Source organism: Natrinema limicola JCM 13563 (assembly GCF_000337475.1).
GTDB classification, from domain to species: Archaea; Halobacteriota; Halobacteria; order Halobacteriales; family Natrialbaceae; genus Natrinema; species Natrinema limicola.
In genome coordinates this window covers 103,653-119,093 of the sequence record NZ_AOIT01000029.1, presented here as the reverse complement: position 1 = coordinate 119,093, position 15,441 = coordinate 103,653, and the positions used below count along the sequence as shown (strand labels likewise).

Below are 15,441 nucleotides of genomic sequence, written 5' to 3'. Positions count from 1 at the left end.
TCGTGATCGACACGCCGGTGGTGAGACCGGCAGCTGTCGGGCAGCACCTTTTGTCACACGATCGCATAGGTAACGAACGATGAGTTCGACCGAAACCCCGTACGAGACCGGCCGCGGGTTCGGTCTCTCGAGCCGCGAGGCGCGTGTAATCGGCGGCGCGAGCGCCCTGATGGCGCTCAACGTGGTGTTGATGTACGTCCTCGTGGCGACGCCGCTCGCAGCGGTCAACGACGTTTTGTTTTCGATTCCGATCGTCGGCGCGCTCGTCTACGGTGTGGCCATCGTCGCCGGCCAATGGATCGCTGAACGGGGTGTCGAAGGCGGTGAGACGGGACTCGCAGTCGTCGGAATGGGAGTGTTACAACTAGCCTTCGGGATCTTCGGAGCCGGCGTGCTTCGCTTTGCGCCTCGAGAGTCTCAGCTGACGATCCTCGTCGTGACGGCGATTATCGTGGCCGTGATCACTGCCGTCATCGCGGCCTACGTCTACGCCCGATCGAAGACGTTCGAGCGTTGGGGATCGTACGCCAACTACGCGTTCATCGGCGGTCTCGTCGCGGTCCTGATCGGGACGTTCGTCGCGCCGGTGTTGCTCGTCGGCTTCGTCCTCATATTCCTCGGGTTCTTCCTTCGACTGGGGTGGGAAATCTGGAAGGTTCGGGATCGACGGGACGCGTCTGTGACGCTGCAGACGATCGGCGTCTACATCGCCGTCGCTGGCGTCTTCGTCCACGTCCTGCAGTTGGTGATGCGGTATCTCGCCTCGCGACAGTAACAGAGAGAGAGACGATTACGCGTCGGCGTCCGTGTCTTCGGCTGCGTCCGCTTCTGCGACGACCTGCCGGAACGCATCGAGGATGACCTGTTTCGTCACGGCCCCGCGGGTCGTCCAGTGGTTCGCGTAGTCGAGCATGTCGTCGTAGATGTCGGGCTTACAGCCCGCAGCCTTGGGGTGGCCGCCACCGTTTACTTTCCCCGCGACCTCGTGGCACCGATCGAACTCGTCGGTGCCCCGGATCGAGGCCGAGCCGGCAGGTTTGACGATCACGGAGGCGTCGGCACCCTGCTCGCGCATCGCTTCGGCGACTTCGTTCTGTGAACAGCGGCCGTAGGTGATCCCGACCGTGTAGCCGCCAATCTCGCGGAGTTCTGCCCGGCCGACTGCCTGTTCGATCAGCGCCTCCTTCTCGACGCGGCGCTCTGCGATGTACTCCTCGACCCACGCGGGCAGGTCGACGCCGTACTCGCGGACGACCTCGACGTACTCGGCGGGATCGGTCCAGTAGGCGTAGTCCGCCAGATCGTCGCTGCGCGGGTCCTCGCGCAGCCAGAGGTCGTGATCTCGAGTGACTGCTGCCAGCTCCTCGTACATCGGCTCGAAGTCGTACTCGAGCGAGCGATAGACCACGTCGGCGCTACATTCCTCGTCGGAGTCGCCGACGACGAGATCGACACCGGCGTCTCGAACCGCCTGTGCGACGTCGTCGCCCCACTGGTGGTGGTCGTACCACGCGACGCTGTCGGCGGTTTCGAGGGCCGCCGCGAGTTCGTCTTCGACGTACTCGTAGCGATCCGGTGCGAGGTCACAGACGAAGATGTCGATCCCGTCGTCGCCGTACTCGGCGACGCGAGCCAGCGCGTCCTCGACGTCGTGGGGGCTCGCGGGGATGAGCGCGACGGCGTGGGGCGTCGGCTCGGGCTCGTCGAGCGGCTCGTCGGCCACGTCATCGTCATCCTCGTCATCAGCCGGTTCCGGGACGTTCTGGATGTCGTCATAGGCTTCGCGAAGCAGGGCGACACAGGCCAGTCCGTCGGCGTCCGGGTCTGCGATGACCGCGACCTCGGCCCCCTCGAGGGCGGCTTCGGTCTGCTGGGCTTCTAAGTCCTCCTCGAGCGTGTCAGGCAGGAAGAAACCAGTCCCCGGCAGCACGGATTTGCGCGCGAGCGGCAGATCGCCGCTCTCGATGAGTTCGTCGTACATGCTACGTGCTGGGTGTCCTGTCGGGAAGTAACCGCCGGTCTCGGGTGCTAGAGGCGAGTGTCGGAGCGTCGACCCGCCGCTTGCCGGTGCCGATCAGGAGTCGGCGACCGTCTCGTCACCGTCGGTCGCAGAATCGAGTTGCCGGACGGTCAACACGGGGACGGGTGATGTCCGGACGATGCGCTCGGCGACGCTGCCCAGCAGCAGGCGGTTCTCGCCGTGGCGGCCGCGGGTGCCAGTCGCGATCACATCTGCGTCGACCTCGCGGGCGTACGCACAGATCTCGGCGGCGGGCCGTCCCTCGCGGATCTCAGTTGTCACCGCCTGATCGGCGCGCTCCTCGACGGTCCCGAGGGCAGCGTCGGCAGTCGTCTCGAGAGCAGTACGGAACTCGTCTTGGAGTTGCTCCGGGGAGGCGTCGACCTCGCTGGCGTCGATGACCGACAGGGCGTGGATGTCGGCATCGAAGCGGTCTGCAAGATCGAGTGCAACGTCGATGGCCCGTTTGACGCTATCGGAGCCATCAGTGGCGACCACGACCGTATCGAACATATCGACGACTTACGCTCGCGGTCGCTTAAACGTCCCCGTTCGGACAGGGGACACGGGCGACGACCGTGTGAATGCACAGCGAGCGGGCACAGCGTGTGGTGGGTTTTTTGCCACGGAACACTCACTGCCGTGTATGGATGCCAGCGAGCCGTTTACCGTCGACACCGTTCTCGCGCCGGTCGACGGCAGCGACGAGTCAGCCACCGCCGTCGAGTACGCTATCGCCGTCGCCGACCGCTACGATGCGGCCGTCCACGCGCTTTTCGTCCTCGGACGTGGCGTCGTCTACGGTCTCGATAACGGCACCGTCGACGAGGCCGATATCGTCGAGACGACACAGGAGTTTTTCGACGATGCCCGTGCGCTCGCCGCCGAGGCTGACGTCTCGCTGTCGACCTCCGTCGACGAGGGCTTCTCGAAGATGCGGAAGATGCGCCATCCTGGCAACGTCGTCCTCGACACCGCCGATTCGATCGACGCCGACTTCATCGTCCTCCCTCGAGAGCCCGTGACCGGTGCTGAGGTGGAGGTCCTCGAGGATGCCGCAGAATACGTCCTCTCGTATGCGAGCCAGCCAGTCCTCTCGGTGTAGCCGCCGTCGTTAGTTGTCGAGCAGGATCGCCATCTCCTGTTCGAAGCTCTCGGTCCCGGTCGACTCGAAGCCGACCCGTTCGTAGAGGGCGATCGCCGGGTTGTTCCAGCGTTCGACGGTCAACCACACGCGTCTGATACCGAGATCGGTGGCGTGGCCCAGCAGGTTCTCGAGCAGGACCGTCCCGATACCGGCCTGCTGGTAGGCCTGCAGGACGAAAATCGCCAGTTCCCACTCGATGTCGCTTTTCTCTGCGATCGCGTCCGGATCGTCGCTATCGGGGACGAGCATCGCGTGGCCAATAGCGTCGCCGTCGTGGAAGGCGACGACGGTGACGCTGTCCTCGGCGATCGTCTCGAGCCAGTTGCGGATGCGATCCTCACCGGTCGGCGGAATCCCCTGTGCCCGATCGGTGGGATCGAACTCGACGTACATCTCGACGACGTCGTCGAGTGCGTCGTCGGCGAACGCCGCCGGCGCGCGGATCTCGATCGACCGTCCCTCCCGGTCCTCGAACGTCGTCGGCGGCGAGGGGAACGGACCGGACGGCTCGTCCGGATACTGACGCGATCCGACCATCGTTATCGCACCAGCTTGACCGTTGTTGGGGCATTCAACAGGACGAACTCCGTGATCGGCCCGAGCTGAATTTTCCCCATCGGGCTCAGGGTGCCACCGCCGATGACCAACTCGTCGAACTCTCCTTGCTCGGCATAATCGACGAGCGCACTTCCGGGGTCACCCTCGAGCGTCTCGACGGTGGCGTCGTCGAGGCCCGCCTCATCGAGGTGCTCGACTGCCAGATCGTGCGTTTCGTCCTGTGAGCGTTTCGACTCGGGTTTGTCGACGATAACGACTGTCAGGTCGTCGCCGACCTCTTTCGTGCGGTCGATGGTCCGTCGAAGCGTCTTCACCGACTCATCGCTTCCGCCGAGACCCAGCAACACATTCATACAGGGCACTGTGAGCCCATGGACGAAAACGGTTATGCCGCTTGTCCGCTCGATGCAGCATCACAACCGGGGCTGTGAGTGAAACGCCGTCGCAGACGCGACGCATGACGACGCTGTTAAGAATGAGTAGTGAGTACGATGACCGAATGAGTAATGCGGCGCTCGACGTCGTGGAGTTCCTGCTCACGACGAGCGTGTATTCGGACGACCGGACGCTAGACGAGAACGATCTCCCGCCGTCGTTCCGCCGCGTATACTGGACCGGCGGCGTCGACGACGACAGCGGAGACGGGGATAACAGCGGTACCAACCGCAAACCCGCTGGGATCAGTCGTCCGCTCTCAGTAACGACCACCACAGCGCGCGAAGCGACCGATATCGACCGCCCGTGGGAGGCCATCGCCGAGTTGATGTTTACCGAACGCGATGAGTTCTCCGGGACGATCACCCTCGCCCAACAGGAGATGGCCGAAGAGTGGTTCGCCGAGCGCGTCGACGAAGACCGATTGCTCGAGAACCCGACGCTCGCGAAATACTTCGAACGCCACGACGACTACGACTTCGATGTCACGCACGAGGAGGCCCGCGAGCGCAACCGGCCGATTCAGGCCGACCGCGTCTGGATCGACGGGTTGCTCAACCAGTACTTCGACGAGGATGACGACGAGGAGATGCTCGATCTCGTCGAAGTGCGCGCCCCAGAGGAGGTCGAGACCTCGCTCGACGATCTCGTGCTCACCGACGACCAAGAGAACGAACTCGACAAGATCTCGAAGGCGATCGAACACCGCGAGTACCTCGCGAACATCGGCCTGCGCGAGATTGGGAAGCTGCTGTTCGTCGGGCCGCCGGGGACGGGGAAGACCTCGACCGCACAGGCGCTGGCCCAGGACATGGACCTGCCGTTCGTCGAGGTCAAGCTCTCGATGATCACCTCGCAGTATCTCGGCGAGACGGCGAAAAATGTCGACAAGACGTTCGAAGTCGCCAAACGACTTTCGCCGTGTATTCTGTTCATCGACGAGTTCGACTTCGTCGCCAAGACCCGGCGCAGCGACGAACACGCCGCACTCAAACGTGCGGTCAACACCCTGCTCAAAAGCATCGACAACATCTCGCTGATCGAGGACGACGTCCTGCTCATCGGCGCGACGAACCATCCGGACCAACTCGACGACGCCGCCTGGCGGCGCTTCGACGAGATCATCAACTTCCCAAAGCCCGACCGCGGCATGCGGGCGGACATCCTCGACGTTATCACCCGCACGATGGATATCGAGGAGTTCGATCCGCAACTTATCGCTGAAGTCACGCAGGGACTGACCGGCAGCGACCTCCGGATGGTCCTTCGGGAAGCCGTCCTCGAGGCACTGACCGAAGACCGGACGACGCTGACCCAGGAAGATCTCCTCGACGCCGTCGAGGAGTTCGAGGAGCGCGACACCTTAAAGAACATGGACATGATGGGCGGCGACCACGACGCGCTCGTCGCCGGCGGCGACCTCGGCGATGCGGCCAGCGACGGTGGCCACTCACACGACCACGACCATAGTCACGATCACTGACGGACGGTCGGCTCAGACGTCGCTTGCGGGGTCTGTCTTTTCCGACGCGGATTAACTGCACTGACCGACCCAATCGATAGAAGATCCGCTGTCCGACAGCAGCTGCCGTCTTACTCGCCGTTCGATTCTGCGTCCTCGAGCAACGCCCAGAACCGTTCGGTATCGCCCTCGAAGCGCTCGAGCAGGTCGCGCATCTCGTCTCGGAGGTCGTCGGTCACTGTGACGTGGACCATCCCCTCGTCGGGCTGGCCGTAGACGACGCTCGCGTCCTCGGGTGCGGCGACGATGGCGGGCAGCGCAACCAGATCCTCCTCGCCGTCGACCAGGATCGTCGTCGGATCGTCCGCCGCGAGCGCACGCCGAAGCGCCCGCACGACCGGCGCGGCGAGTTCGGCCGGTGGGTTGGTCACCTCGAGACTTGCGCCTTCCGTGACCGCCTCGCGGATTTCCTCGTCGACGGCCTCGCGTTTCGTCCGGCCGTCGACCAGCGCTACGTCGGGCTGGCGGCCCGCTTCCAGAAGGTGGTAGGTGACGACGTCGCCGACAGCGATGATGGGACCGTCGACGGCCTCGAGCAGCCGCTCGGCGTCGGTTTCGATCGGGCCAAGCGGCGCTTTGAGTTCGTGGCGGAGGTCGTCAGGCAGGACAAGCAACTGTTCGTCGGCGGGCGTCTCGTCGGCTGGCTCGTCGCGAGTCACGGCTGTCAGCGGACTTTCAGCGCGTACGCACCCGGTTCGGTAATCTGCATCTCCGACGCGATCTCGCTTTCCTCGGGGTGGGCAATGATGACATAGCCCGCCCAGTCTTCGGTCAGCGACGAGGAGTTGCAGGCCTCACAGGTCTCGGCGTCCGGTTCGTTGACCCGGTGGCACTCGCGACAGACGAGGCGGTTCGATGCCATGGTTATTCACCTGCGGTCGCTTCGCGTTTCTCGCGTTCCTCTTCGAGCCACTGGTGTTTGCCGAGACCGGGCTGTTTCGCGGTGAGGCCGATCTTCGAGTCACGCGGGTTGCGCTCGTCGATGCTCTTGGTGACGATGCGGGTCCGGACGGCGTCGTCGACGCCGAGAGTCCGATCGGACTCGTTCGAGGAGAGCTGCTGGTTTTCGCCGTCGAAGGCCAGATACTCGTCGCTGATCTGGGAGACGTGGAGCAGCCCGTCGACGGGACCGATGCCGACGAAGGCACCGAACTCGACGACCTCGACGACGGTGCCGTCGACGACTTCCTGCATCTGCGGATCGAACGTCACCGCGTCGAACTCGGCCTCGTAGTAGACGCCCGGCCGGTTCGGGAGCACTGCTCCCTCGCCGATATCGTGGACTTCGGTGACGGAGACGACGCTCCCGACTTCTTCGTCCATCCGCCCCTCGAGTTTATCCTGGAGCAGTCGCTTGACCAACCCCGGCGACACGTCGCCGAGCTCTTCCGGCGGTACTTCTACCGTATCCTTCAATCTAACCCGTTTGTACATCTATGGTTGAGTGATCGCTAACTTGTTTCTCCCGCGTAATGCAATTACCGGTCTGCTCGCTTCGAGCACCCGATCGCGCAGCGGGCGGTCGTTCGTGACGACGTAGTCGACGCCGCCCTCGCGGGCGAGTTCGACCAAGGCGTCGTCTGCGTACGATGCGTCCGTGTCGACGACGAGACACCGTTCGGTCGCCAGATCGTGGCCCACGGTTGCGGCCGTTCCCTCCTGGCCGCCCTTCTCGGAAAGCCGACGGAGTTCCTCGAGGACGGCCTGTGGGAGTATCGGCTCGTAGGCGTCAAGCAGTCGCTCGAGCTCGTCGAACAGTCGGACATCGAGTTCGACCGGCATCATGAGCGCGCTCGTATCGAGGGCGACCCGCGGCGTCTGCATCGATTTCAGTCCGTCAGTGTTCCCAGTCCGATCAGCCGCCAGCGGGCACCGATGCGGCGGTTGATCGCGATCTTCGTTCCCGGTTCGGCGGCGACAGGCCGTTTGAGATTGACCTCACACTCGCCTTCGCGGGCGCTGGTGACGGCACCAACGGTCGTTGCCGTGCCGACGGTCATCATCAGCGGTTCGCCGGTACTGATTTCGTCGACGGTCTCGCCGTGTTCGGCCCCGACGACCCGTTCGAGCAAGTCGACTTCCATCGTAAACTCCTCCCACGTCGGCGGGAGCGAGCCCGGCGGGCCAGCTATCCGGCCGGCTAACGCGTCGCCTTTCGTCAGCGAGGGGTCGAGCCCGGTGCCGACGCCCAGCAGGCCACCCGGCGTGACGGTGTCGACCGTCTCGCCACCGGCCTGCAGCGACCGGATCGTCGTCTCGATCGGGACGTACTCGGTCTTGCCACCCTCCTCGACTTCACGGCCAGGCCGGACCTCGAGTTCGTCGCCAACCTCGAGTTCGCCCTGTACGAGACTGCCGCCGAGGACGCCGCCGGAAAGATCCGCCGCGGTCGTGCCGGGCTTGTTGATGTCGAAACTGCGGGCGACATGCATCCGTGGGTCGGCGTCAGGATCCCGGTCGGGGGTGGGGATCTCTTCTTCGATCGCCTGAATGAGAAGATCGAGGTTGACCTCCTGACCCGCAGAGACGGGGACGATCGGGGCGTCTTCGGCGACCGTGCCGGCGACGAACTCCTTGATCTGTTCGTAGTTGTCCCGGGCCGTATCGGCGTCGACGAGGTCGACCTTGTTCTGAGCGATGACGATGTTGTCGATGCCAATGATATCGAGCGCCATCAGGTGCTCTTCGGTCTGGGGCTGGGGGACGGGCTCGTTGGCGCTGACGACCAGCACCGCGCCGTCCATCAGCGAGGCACCCGAGAGCATCGTCGCCATCAGGGTCTCGTGACCCGGGGCGTCGACGAACGAGACGGTCCGCAACGGCTCGCTTTCGGAGCCGTCCGGACACTCCTCAGTGACGGTGTAACATTCGGGTTCCTCGAGTCCCTCACAGTGACGGAACGTCGCGTCGGCGTAGCCGAGCCGAATGGAGATGCCGCGTTTCATCTCCTCTGAGTGCTGGTCCGTCCACGAGCCGCTGAGGGCTTGCACCAGCGTCGTCTTGCCGTGGTCGACGTGGCCGACGAGCCCGATGTTCACCTCCGGTTGTCGATTTCCTACCATAAGACGATGAGTAATCTTAGGTAGTGATTCCGCTGTGCGCTTGATAAAGGTTGCGAGCTATGCTTTCGTTGCTGCCGACCGATGTCGAACGAATTCTGCCTCGAGTCGCTGGACCCGACGACTTTTCTCGCAGCCGCCCCTCCCCGATACCGTGTCCGAGTTCGCGTTCGAACTCGAGTTGTGTGCTCACCTCGAGTCACGCCGGGAAGGGATCGTCGCCCGCCAGCTCGGCGCGAGCGTCGCCGTCCCCGGCGGCCGCATCCTCGATATCGTCTGCGTCGAGCCCGGCCCCGCGTTCGACGAGCGCGTCGCGATCACGAGCGAGTCGATCCCCGACGCGGCCATCGGCTCGGCGGTCGGCACCGGTCGGGCCCGCTACTGGAAAGATGCATTCGACTGTCACCCCGAGCGGGCGCGACGCGCCGTCGACCGCGCGCTCGAGCTCGGCTTCTTCGAACGTGATCACACCGCCAGCGCGGACGCCAATCGAGAGTACGTCCGCCAGACAGCCCGCTATCCCGACTGGTACGACCGACTCGTCGGCATCGAGAACAAACCCGACCTTGACCAGCCGGGCGACCTCGAGGCCCAACTGCGAACCGACGTCAGCCTTGCTATGGTCGACGCGGTCGTGCTCGCGACCGAGAGCTACGTGACTCGCGCTCATTTGAACAGGCTCCCCGACGAGGTCGGCGTTTGGCGTGTTCATCGTGACGACACGGATCACTCGCTCGAGATCGAGGTGATCCGCGAGCCGGCGTCGCTGCTGGTCGACCAGCCGGGGATCGAGCCCCTCGCGTTCCGGCCGGGTCGCGCCGACATCGAGATTGTCTCCCCACAGGCGAAAGCACAGGCACGCCGGCGGCTCGCCGAACGCGCATACGGCAAGGGCTGGCGAACGTACGAATTCCCCGCGTGTGGGGCCTGCCAACCAGCTGATCAAAGCGGTGCGACGCTCCCATACTGTGCGTGGGCAGACCGGGTCGTCGACGCCGCGGCGGAGTGTGGCCCCTCGTGTCCGGGCTACGAGCAGGCCACGGCTCCCGCGGTCGAGCTCGAGGCCGAACGCGATCGACAGACGGCATGGGAGGCAGACCCCGACGGCACCCGTCGCCGGCAGGCCGGCCTCGATCAGTTCGGGTAACAGCCGAGCCTGTAAGTCACAGCGACGGACCGGCCGTCCTCACAGGACGTACTCCTCGCCGTCGACAGCGAGCGGTTCCTCGAACGCCTCTTCGACAGGATAGTAGTGTGCGAGATGGACGAGTCGCGTTCGGTCGGCGTTCAGTTCGTCGGCCATTGCGAGGGCACCCTCTCGCGTCATGTGTTTCGTCCCGAACGTCCGGGGGACACCTTCGGAGTCCTCGTGGCGACCGCCGATCGGATGGTACTCACAGAGGTCGGCGGGCACGATCCCGTCGGCAAGCAACAGGTCGGGGTCAGCCAGTACCTCGCGAGACGCCTCGGGGATGTCGTAGCTCGTATCGCCCGTGATCGACAGCGCCGCTCCGGTCACGGGGTCCTCGACGCGAAGGCCGTAACAGACCAGCGGCGGGTGATCGACCGGCACCAGCGTCACCTCGAGCCCACAGATAGCGACCGGCTCGAGCGGCGTCGTCGGGACCACGGTCAGCGGGTCGAGGTAGTGGTAGTCGTCGTCGACCGTCTCGGCGACGCTCTTGCCGGTCTGCGGGTCGGTTTCGTCGGCCGCGTAGACCTCGAGTGAGTCGAGCACGCGAAAGACGTTGCCCAGCCCGTCGAGATGGTCGAAGTGGACGTGCGTGATCACGGCAGCGTCGGGCAACGACACGTCGTCGCGGAGGAACTGGTAGCGAAAGTCGGGACTGAAATCGATCAGCAGCGACTCGTCGACGCGCTCGTTTTCGACGTGGACCGAGAACCTGGTGCGCTCGACGCCGCGTTCGCGCGCCGCCGTGCAGGTGTCACAGTCACAGCCGACGGTCGGCGTGCCGGTCGTGTCGCCGGTTCCCAGCAGCGTCACTCGCATCGGTCGCTCGTCCCTCCACGACTCGCTCGAGACCGACGCGGTGCCGGAATGGTGGCTACTGCCCTACACATACGCTCGCCCTTCCTCGAGCGCCGTCCGGACGAACGGGTGGTCCGCGTTCGCGTCGACTCGATCGGCGGGCAACACGTACACCGAGATGACGACACCGTACACTCTCCCCACGGTCTCGGCTTCGGCCTCGAGGGCGCGTTCGGTTTCCGGATCGTCGTCTGCGAGGACCACCAGTATCTCGACCTCGGTGTGGACGCCGCGGTCGTCGCCGCGGACGGCGTCCCCGAACGCGACGAGCTGCCGAATCGACTCGCCGTGGGCCGCCTCGGCCCGACTGGCGAACGCCGCCGCAGCGTCGTCCTGTGGCGCTCTCTCACTCATACGTCCTGATAGACACCCGTCGCATAAAGGGTATACTGTTACCGGACATCGCACGAGATCCGCGTGTGGCGAGACACACGACGAGCCGTGCCATCTCGAGAAGCTATTTACGCTGCGCCGGAAACGTGGCGGACATGTACGATTTCGTCGTCGTTGGCGTCGGGCCGCCGGGCGCGCGGTTTGCCCGCCGGGCTGCCGAGGACGGCTACGACGTGCTCGCCCTCGAGAAGGGCCGTATCGGCGAGCCACTGGCCTGTTCGGGCCACGTAAGTACCGACATCTGGCAGTTCACGGGGTCAGGTGCTCGCGAGCAGCTGTTTCAAAACGAGATCTACGGCGCACGATTTCACGTCGGTGGGCCCCGAAGCGACGCCTATCCCTTCTACAAACAGGAGGTCGCCTCGAACGTCATCGACCGCGTCGGGCTGGATCGCCACCTCGCCGAACTGGCCCGGGAGGCAGGTGCGGACGTCCGCGAGAACCACACCGTCACCGAGGTCACCGAACACCACGATCGCGTCGAGATCGTCGCCAACGGCCCCGACGGTGTCGTCGAGTTCGAGGCGAAGCTGGTCGCCGGCTGTGATGGGCCACGCTCGAGGGTTCGAGACGAACTCGGCCTCCCCCAGCCCGACGAGTTCCTCCACGGTGTGCTCGCCTTTTCGGAGGAGGACGACCACCAGGATTTCGTCGATGTGCATCTGACGCCGCCGACGTTTTTCGCCTGGCGCATTCCACGCGGCGAGGCCGGCGTCGAGTACGGTCTCGCGGCCCCGCCGGGCGTCCACGTGACCAAACACTTCGAGGAGCTGATCGACGGCTACGAGGTCGACGTCTCCTATCGGTGCTCGGGTGCGATCCCGATCGGCCCACCGGATCGGGTGACGACCCAGCGGGCGTTTCTCATCGGCGACGCGGCCGCCCAGACCAAGCCCTTCACCGGCGGTGGCATTCTCTACGGCATGACCAGCGCCGACCACGCCGCCCGCGAGATCGACCCCGATCGGCCGACCACGCTCGCGGCCTACGAACGCGCCTGGCGCAGCGATCTCGAGCGCGAACAGCAACTCGGCCACTGGATTCGGCGCGCGTACTCGCTGCCAGAACCGGTCCAGCGGGTCGGACTGCGGGCGCTGTCGGGTAAGATCGGCGTCCACATGGATCGGCCAACGTCGCTGCTCTCGCTCGACCATCTCAAGACGGTGCTCCCCGGGCGCTGAGCGGGCGGCCCCTGTCAGGCTCGAGCCTTCGAGACCCGAAGCGGTCCATCCTGCGCGTCGGTTTCTTGCCCGTTGGCAGTGTCTCCCTGCTCGGTGGGCCCGCGCTCTTCGGCGACGATGTACTGGACCTCGACGACGATCGGATCGTCGGTCTGTGGGCTGATCTCCCTGTAGAGGTGATCAGCGAGTCCCGGTTCCGTCCCGGCGTTCTGACTCGAGACCGTGACGATGACCCTGTCGACCGACTGCACCGGATAGTTGCCGTCGAGTTCGATCACGATGTCTTCGATCTCGAACTCCTCGTACCGGGGGTCCGTCAGGACGTCCTCGACCTCCGCTTCGGTGGTCGACTCGAGTTCGGTCGTATGAAAATCGAGCAGGGTAACGCTGGCAAGCGGGACGGCAAGCACCAGCAAGCCGATCCCGAAGATCGCCGCGTAGGTGTAGGTCGGCCTTCGCGTCGGCGACACGTCGAACAGCCCCTGGGGCCGATAGCCAGCGATCCACAGCGTCGCCAGCGCAGCCAGATTGACCGACAAAAGGTTAACGACCACGAGGGCCGCAGCGCCGGTCGCCGCACCAGACATCCCCCAGGCGACCGTGATCCCGACCGCAGCGGAGGGCGGAATGAGTGCTGCGGCGATCATGACGCCGACGATGGCTTCCGAAAAGCCACGGGTAAGACTCAGGATGCCGGCGATCCCGGCACCCAGCGCGACCGCCAGCGAAAACAGGTTCGGCGAGACTCGCTCCTCGAGTTCCGTAGCGACGACGATGTCGACCCCCGCGGGCTCGAGGCCAGCCAGCCGAGCGAGCACCGCGAGCCCGATCGAGGCGGCGACCACTAGTCCGACACCGACGAGCTGATAGCGAAACCCCGTTGACTTGAGCCGCGCGTCGCCGGTGACGATGCCGATGTTGGCCGCGAGCGCAGGACCGAGCAGCGGCGCGATGACCATCGCACCGATCACGACCGCTGGCGAGTCGGCCAGCAGGCCGGCGGTCGCAACGATGGCACTGATCAACAGCATCGCGGCGTAGATCGGAAACGGCGGCGTGAGTTCGTCGGCCTTCGTGCGTAACACCTGTCTCGAGGTGCGCGCGCCGGTCTGCCCGCCGTAACTGTACTGTTCCTGTAGCGTCGCAAACCCCTCCGAGATGACCGTCTCGGCGTCGATCACGACGACACGAGCCTCGTCGCCGACGCCGGTTCGCTTGAGCCGGTCGAGAAGCGGCTCGACGGCCTGAGTCGGGACTGGAAACCGAACGACAGCGGTGTATTCCCGGCCACTGGTTTCGTCACTGGCGACGTAGTCGATCCCTTCGTCCTCGAGGATATTGAGGACGGCCCGTCGTTTCCCCTCTGGAACCGTGATCTCCAGATACCGCATACGGGGGCCACACTCGACCAGCCGATAGTACCCCGGGCAGCAGTGGACGGGTGTCGCTCGAGCGTCGGTGTGGCTGGCCCCGCTGGCTGTGGTTGCGCGGCCGACTGTTCGTCGACCCGGTCGGGCAGTGGACTATCACCGATCCCGACAGTCAGACTCACCGCAACAGCAGTTTTTACGCGATGGTGGTGTACGACGTATGATGTCGACGATAGCTGACCTCCGGATTCCGGCAACGGAGACAGCGCTTGCGACCACGTTCGAGCGCGCACCGGAGGCGACGTTCGAACTCGAATCCTCGGTGTCGAAGACGCGGCCATCGCTGTGGGTGATCGGCGTCGATCGCGAGACGATCGAATCCGCGCTTGCGGCCGATCCGTCGGTCGAGATCGCCGAACTGCTGGTCGAAACTGACTCGCGGCTGCTGTACGACGTGACCTTTGCTGAGGAGACGGGAACGGATCGCCTCTGGAACGAGGTGCTGGCCGACGGCGGCTCCCTCCTCGAGGCACGCGCAAGCGACGGCTGGTGGCAGGTGACGGTCCGCTACCGCACCCGCGACCAACTCTGTAACACCTACGACCGGCTGGTCGAGCGCGGGATCAACGCCGACCTCCGGCGGATTACCGACATAACCGACACCGGCGGCCACGAGACGCGACTGACGCCCGAACAGCAAGAGGCCCTCGAGGCCGCCCTCGAGCACGGCTACTTCGAGATCCCACGCGGCGTCTCGATGGAGGAGTTGGCCGACAAATTAGACATCTCACATCAGGCGCTCTCCGAGCGGTTCCGCCGCGCCTACGAGACGCTGGTCGATGCCGAACTCCAGCCTGCGGGCGAAGAATCACGACCTAACTGATGGTCGGTCGGCTGCCGATCGGTCATAATGGACACGAATCACGAGATGGCGGCCGAATGGGAACGCGGGACAATCATTATTTGGATGGCTTGCGTTCGACCCCATATGGCTGATCTGCTTTCCGACGAGGAAATCGACGACCAACTCCCCGACGCGTGGGAGCGCGAGGACGACGAGATCGTCCGGGTCTACGAGTTCGACGACTACCTCCGCGGCGTCAACTTCGCCCAGATGGTCGGCGAGATCGCCGAAGCGCAGTTTCACCACCCGGAGATTATCATCCGCTACTCCGGTGTCGAGATCCGGTTGACCTCCCACGAGGCAGGCGGCATTACCGACGACGACATCGAGATGGCAGAACTGATCGAGTCCGAACACAACTGACCACACTCATCCCCCGATGGACGCCCGCTACGCCTTCCGTGTCCGGATTCGTATCGAGCCGGCCCACGACGACGTCTCCATCGCGCCGAGCAGCGCCGAGACGACGGTCACGCTCTTTCTCGAGGCACCGGAGCCGGGCACCGAGGGGTGGCTCTTCTTCCGGGACACGCTGTGGCGCGGCGAGATCGGCGACGAGGACTACGGCCGCCGCCTCGCCGCGGAGTGGCTCGGCGTTCCCGAACGAACCGTCCACGCGGCCGAGTTCCGAGAACTACAGACCGACCAGGCGTATTTCGACGCCCTGAAAGCCGAAATCGCGGCCGATCTCGAGCCGTTCAAGGCCGATACCGTCTCGGAAGTCATCTCGAAGTATCTGGGCTCGAGCGTTCGAGTGACCGAGACTGACGACTAGTCCTGCGGTTGTCTCGGGTGTTCAGTT

The 15,441-nt window shown here is 64.8% G+C and carries 20 protein-coding genes; 8 read left to right on the top strand and 12 right to left on the bottom strand.

What is annotated here, in order from left to right:
- Nucleotides 1-79 precede the first annotated feature (79 nt).
- Nucleotides 80-775 (top strand): hypothetical protein, encoded by a 696-nt coding sequence (locus tag C476_RS06680; RefSeq protein WP_008011188.1) that lies wholly within the window; start codon nucleotides 80-82, stop codon nucleotides 773-775.
- A 15-nt stretch (nucleotides 776-790) separates the two neighbouring features.
- Here C476_RS06680 and C476_RS06675 read toward each other — a convergent pair whose 3' ends face one another.
- A complete protein-coding gene (locus C476_RS06675; protein ID WP_008011185.1) occupies nucleotides 791-1,981 on the bottom strand; it encodes a DHH family phosphoesterase in 1,191 nt (396 codons plus the stop codon).
- A 93-nt stretch (nucleotides 1,982-2,074) separates the two neighbouring features.
- Complete coding sequence (locus tag C476_RS06670; RefSeq protein WP_008011183.1) at nucleotides 2,075-2,533, bottom strand: universal stress protein; 459 nt, start codon at nucleotides 2,531-2,533, stop codon at nucleotides 2,075-2,077.
- 133 nt (nucleotides 2,534-2,666) lie between these two features.
- On the opposite strand from C476_RS06670, the gene C476_RS06665 reads away from it, so the two are divergent.
- Nucleotides 2,667-3,125, top strand: coding sequence for a universal stress protein (locus C476_RS06665; protein ID WP_008011181.1), 459 nt, complete (start codon nucleotides 2,667-2,669; stop codon nucleotides 3,123-3,125).
- A gap of 9 nt (nucleotides 3,126-3,134) precedes the next feature.
- On the opposite strand, the gene C476_RS06660 is transcribed toward C476_RS06665, so the two are convergent.
- Both C476_RS06660 and C476_RS06655 read right to left on the bottom strand, forming a co-directional pair.
- The gene (locus C476_RS06660; RefSeq protein WP_008011179.1) at nucleotides 3,135-3,704 is read right to left on the bottom strand and encodes a GNAT family N-acetyltransferase; all 570 of its coding nucleotides are present in this window, start codon (nucleotides 3,702-3,704) and stop codon (nucleotides 3,135-3,137) included.
- Between the two features lie 2 nt (nucleotides 3,705-3,706).
- Nucleotides 3,707-4,078 (bottom strand): universal stress protein, encoded by a 372-nt coding sequence (locus tag C476_RS06655; protein ID WP_008011178.1) that lies wholly within the window; start codon nucleotides 4,076-4,078, stop codon nucleotides 3,707-3,709.
- 146 nt (nucleotides 4,079-4,224) lie between these two features.
- On the opposite strand from C476_RS06655, the gene C476_RS06650 reads away from it, so the two are divergent.
- Nucleotides 4,225-5,643 (top strand): ATP-binding protein, encoded by a 1,419-nt coding sequence (locus C476_RS06650; protein WP_008011175.1) that lies wholly within the window; start codon nucleotides 4,225-4,227, stop codon nucleotides 5,641-5,643.
- 110 nt (nucleotides 5,644-5,753) lie between these two features.
- On the opposite strand, the gene C476_RS06645 is transcribed toward C476_RS06650, so the two are convergent.
- From C476_RS06645 to C476_RS06625, 5 genes are read right to left on the bottom strand one after another with little or no spacing between them, the layout of a single operon-like run.
- Nucleotides 5,754-6,341, bottom strand: a complete 588-nt coding sequence (locus C476_RS06645) for a GTP-dependent dephospho-CoA kinase family protein (protein WP_008011172.1) — start codon at nucleotides 6,339-6,341, stop codon at nucleotides 5,754-5,756.
- 5 nt (nucleotides 6,342-6,346) lie between these two features.
- Complete coding sequence (spt4, locus tag C476_RS06640; protein WP_008011169.1) at nucleotides 6,347-6,544, bottom strand: transcription elongation factor subunit Spt4; 198 nt, start codon at nucleotides 6,542-6,544, stop codon at nucleotides 6,347-6,349.
- Between the two features lie 2 nt (nucleotides 6,545-6,546).
- Nucleotides 6,547-7,116, bottom strand: coding sequence for a DNA-directed RNA polymerase (locus C476_RS06635; protein WP_008011167.1), 570 nt, complete (start codon nucleotides 7,114-7,116; stop codon nucleotides 6,547-6,549).
- Nucleotides 7,117-7,506: a PIN domain-containing protein gene (locus tag C476_RS06630; RefSeq protein WP_008011166.1), complete on the bottom strand. Its 390-nt coding sequence runs from the start codon at nucleotides 7,504-7,506 to the stop codon at nucleotides 7,117-7,119.
- 5 nt (nucleotides 7,507-7,511) lie between these two features.
- The gene (locus C476_RS06625) at nucleotides 7,512-8,744 is read right to left on the bottom strand and encodes a translation initiation factor IF-2 subunit gamma (RefSeq protein ID WP_008011164.1); all 1,233 of its coding nucleotides are present in this window, start codon (nucleotides 8,742-8,744) and stop codon (nucleotides 7,512-7,514) included.
- A gap of 151 nt (nucleotides 8,745-8,895) precedes the next feature.
- Here C476_RS06625 and C476_RS06620 point away from each other — a divergent pair, with 151 nt between their 5' ends.
- Nucleotides 8,896-9,888, top strand: coding sequence for a DUF5787 family protein (locus tag C476_RS06620; protein ID WP_008011161.1), 993 nt, complete (start codon nucleotides 8,896-8,898; stop codon nucleotides 9,886-9,888).
- 39 nt (nucleotides 9,889-9,927) lie between these two features.
- Here the strand turns inward: C476_RS06620 and C476_RS06615 are convergent, their stop codons facing one another.
- Both C476_RS06615 and C476_RS06610 read right to left on the bottom strand, forming a co-directional pair.
- Nucleotides 9,928-10,752, bottom strand: a complete 825-nt coding sequence (locus C476_RS06615; RefSeq protein ID WP_008011159.1) for an MBL fold metallo-hydrolase — start codon at nucleotides 10,750-10,752, stop codon at nucleotides 9,928-9,930.
- Nucleotides 10,753-10,815: 63 nt separating this feature from the next.
- Nucleotides 10,816-11,145, bottom strand: coding sequence for a hypothetical protein (locus tag C476_RS06610; RefSeq protein WP_008011158.1), 330 nt, complete (start codon nucleotides 11,143-11,145; stop codon nucleotides 10,816-10,818).
- Nucleotides 11,146-11,279: 134 nt separating this feature from the next.
- Between C476_RS06610 and C476_RS06605 the strand changes: the two genes are divergently transcribed.
- Nucleotides 11,280-12,365, top strand: a complete 1,086-nt coding sequence (locus tag C476_RS06605) for a geranylgeranyl reductase family protein (protein WP_008011157.1) — start codon at nucleotides 11,280-11,282, stop codon at nucleotides 12,363-12,365.
- A gap of 14 nt (nucleotides 12,366-12,379) precedes the next feature.
- Here C476_RS06605 and C476_RS06600 read toward each other — a convergent pair whose 3' ends face one another.
- A complete protein-coding gene (locus C476_RS06600) occupies nucleotides 12,380-13,756 on the bottom strand; it encodes a TIGR00341 family protein (protein WP_008011156.1) in 1,377 nt (458 codons plus the stop codon).
- A 202-nt stretch (nucleotides 13,757-13,958) separates the two neighbouring features.
- Here C476_RS06600 and C476_RS06595 point away from each other — a divergent pair, with 202 nt between their 5' ends.
- The 3 genes from C476_RS06595 to lwrS all read left to right on the top strand — a co-directional run bounded on the left by C476_RS06595 (nucleotide 13,959) and on the right by lwrS (nucleotide 15,414).
- Nucleotides 13,959-14,618, top strand: coding sequence for a helix-turn-helix domain-containing protein (locus C476_RS06595; RefSeq protein WP_008011155.1), 660 nt, complete (start codon nucleotides 13,959-13,961; stop codon nucleotides 14,616-14,618).
- A gap of 105 nt (nucleotides 14,619-14,723) precedes the next feature.
- Complete coding sequence (locus C476_RS06590) at nucleotides 14,724-15,002, top strand: 4a-hydroxytetrahydrobiopterin dehydratase (protein WP_008011154.1); 279 nt, start codon at nucleotides 14,724-14,726, stop codon at nucleotides 15,000-15,002.
- 16 nt (nucleotides 15,003-15,018) lie between these two features.
- On the top strand, nucleotides 15,019-15,414 hold the full coding sequence (gene lwrS, locus C476_RS06585) for an LWR-salt protein (RefSeq protein WP_008011153.1): 396 nt from the start codon (nucleotides 15,019-15,021) through the stop codon (nucleotides 15,412-15,414).
- Nucleotides 15,415-15,441: the final 27 nt, after the last annotated feature.

What these genes read in the sequence shown, in the direction of transcription:
- C476_RS06680 (WP_008011188.1), top strand. Translation starts at nt 80, where the DNA reads ATGAGTTCGACCGAAACCCCGTACGAGACCGGCCGCGGGTTCGGTCTC.
- C476_RS06675 (WP_008011185.1), bottom strand. Translation starts at nt 1,981, where the DNA reads ATGTACGACGAACTCATCGAGAGCGGCGATCTGCCGCTCGCGCGCAAA.
- C476_RS06670 (WP_008011183.1), bottom strand. Translation starts at nt 2,533, where the DNA reads ATGTTCGATACGGTCGTGGTCGCCACTGATGGCTCCGATAGCGTCAAA.
- C476_RS06665 (WP_008011181.1), top strand. Translation starts at nt 2,667, where the DNA reads ATGGATGCCAGCGAGCCGTTTACCGTCGACACCGTTCTCGCGCCGGTC.
- C476_RS06660 (WP_008011179.1), bottom strand. Translation starts at nt 3,704, where the DNA reads ATGGTCGGATCGCGTCAGTATCCGGACGAGCCGTCCGGTCCGTTCCCC.
- C476_RS06655 (WP_008011178.1), bottom strand. Translation starts at nt 4,078, where the DNA reads ATGAATGTGTTGCTGGGTCTCGGCGGAAGCGATGAGTCGGTGAAGACG.
- C476_RS06650 (WP_008011175.1), top strand. Translation starts at nt 4,225, where the DNA reads ATGAGTAATGCGGCGCTCGACGTCGTGGAGTTCCTGCTCACGACGAGC.
- spt4 (WP_008011169.1), bottom strand. Translation starts at nt 6,544, where the DNA reads ATGGCATCGAACCGCCTCGTCTGTCGCGAGTGCCACCGGGTCAACGAA.
- C476_RS06635 (WP_008011167.1), bottom strand. Translation starts at nt 7,116, where the DNA reads ATGTACAAACGGGTTAGATTGAAGGATACGGTAGAAGTACCGCCGGAA.
- C476_RS06630 (WP_008011166.1), bottom strand. Translation starts at nt 7,506, where the DNA reads ATGCAGACGCCGCGGGTCGCCCTCGATACGAGCGCGCTCATGATGCCG.
- C476_RS06625 (WP_008011164.1), bottom strand. Translation starts at nt 8,744, where the DNA reads ATGGTAGGAAATCGACAACCGGAGGTGAACATCGGGCTCGTCGGCCAC.
- C476_RS06615 (WP_008011159.1), bottom strand. Translation starts at nt 10,752, where the DNA reads ATGCGAGTGACGCTGCTGGGAACCGGCGACACGACCGGCACGCCGACC.
- C476_RS06610 (WP_008011158.1), bottom strand. Translation starts at nt 11,145, where the DNA reads ATGAGTGAGAGAGCGCCACAGGACGACGCTGCGGCGGCGTTCGCCAGT.
- C476_RS06605 (WP_008011157.1), top strand. Translation starts at nt 11,280, where the DNA reads ATGTACGATTTCGTCGTCGTTGGCGTCGGGCCGCCGGGCGCGCGGTTT.
- C476_RS06600 (WP_008011156.1), bottom strand. Translation starts at nt 13,756, where the DNA reads ATGCGGTATCTGGAGATCACGGTTCCAGAGGGGAAACGACGGGCCGTC.
- C476_RS06595 (WP_008011155.1), top strand. Translation starts at nt 13,959, where the DNA reads ATGTCGACGATAGCTGACCTCCGGATTCCGGCAACGGAGACAGCGCTT.
- C476_RS06590 (WP_008011154.1), top strand. Translation starts at nt 14,724, where the DNA reads ATGGCTGATCTGCTTTCCGACGAGGAAATCGACGACCAACTCCCCGAC.
- lwrS (WP_008011153.1), top strand. Translation starts at nt 15,019, where the DNA reads ATGGACGCCCGCTACGCCTTCCGTGTCCGGATTCGTATCGAGCCGGCC.